This window comes from Collinsella sp. CLA-ER-H5 (genome assembly GCF_040092375.1).
Classification (GTDB): domain Bacteria; phylum Actinomycetota; class Coriobacteriia; order Coriobacteriales; family Coriobacteriaceae; genus Collinsella.
In genome coordinates this window covers 1-1,329 of record NZ_JBBNLR010000043.1, presented here as the reverse complement: position 1 = coordinate 1,329, position 1,329 = coordinate 1, and the positions used below count along the sequence as shown (strand labels likewise).

General features: G+C 65.7%; 1 rRNA gene. It reads left to right on the top strand.

Annotated features, from left to right (window positions below):
• Positions 1 to 1,329, top strand: a 16S ribosomal RNA gene (locus AAAX31_RS10025); the annotation flags it as partial.

The window sequence follows — 1,329 nt, the reverse complement described above, 5'->3', positions numbered from 1 at the left end:
GAAGCGAGTGGCGAACGGCTGAGTAACACGTGGAGAACCTGCCCCCTCCCCCGGGATAGCCGCCCGAAAGGACGGGTAATACCGGATACCCCGGGGTGCCGCATGGCACCCCGGCTAAAGCCCCGACGGGAGGGGATGGCTCCGCGGCCCATCAGGTAGACGGCGGGGTGACGGCCCACCGTGCCGACAACGGGTAGCCGGGTTGAGAGACCGACCGGCCAGATTGGGACTGAGACACGGCCCAGACTCCTACGGGAGGCAGCAGTGGGGAATCTTGCGCAATGGGGGGAACCCTGACGCAGCGACGCCGCGTGCGGGACGGAGGCCTTCGGGTCGTAAACCGCTTTCAGCAGGGAAGAGTCAAGACTGTACCTGCAGAAGAAGCCCCGGCTAACTACGTGCCAGCAGCCGCGGTAATACGTAGGGGGCGAGCGTTATCCGGATTCATTGGGCGTAAAGCGCGCGTAGGCGGCCCGGCAGGCCGGGGGTCGAAGCGGGGGGCTCAACCCCCCGAAGCCCCCGGAACCTCCGCGGCTTGGGTCCGGTAGGGGAGGGTGGAACACCCGGTGTAGCGGTGGAATGCGCAGATATCGGGTGGAACACCGGTGGCGAAGGCGGCCCTCTGGGCCGAGACCGACGCTGAGGCGCGAAAGCTGGGGGAGCGAACAGGATTAGATACCCTGGTAGTCCCAGCCGTAAACGATGGACGCTAGGTGTGGGGGGACGATCCCCCCGTGCCGCAGCCAACGCATTAAGCGTCCCGCCTGGGGAGTACGGCCGCAAGGCTAAAACTCAAAGGAATTGACGGGGGCCCGCACAAGCAGCGGAGCATGTGGCTTAATTCGAAGCAACGCGAAGAACCTTACCAGGGCTTGACATATGGGTGAAGCGGGGGAGACCCCGTGGCCGAGAGGAGCCCATACAGGTGGTGCATGGCTGTCGTCAGCTCGTGTCGTGAGATGTTGGGTTAAGTCCCGCAACGAGCGCAACCCCCGCCGCGTGTTGCCATCGGGTGATGCCGGGAACCCACGCGGGACCGCCGCCGTCAAGGCGGAGGAGGGCGGGGACGACGTCAAGTCATCATGCCCCTTATGCCCTGGGCTGCACACGTGCTACAATGGCCGGTACAGAGGGATGCCACCCCGCGAGGGGGAGCGGATCCCGGAAAGCCGGCCCCAGTTCGGATTGGGGGCTGCAACCCGCCCCCATGAAGTCGGAGTTGCTAGTAATCGCGGATCAGCATGCCGCGGTGAATGCGTTCCCGGGCCTTGTACACACCGCCCGTCACACCACCCGAGTCGTCTGCACCCGAAGTCGCCGGCCCAACCG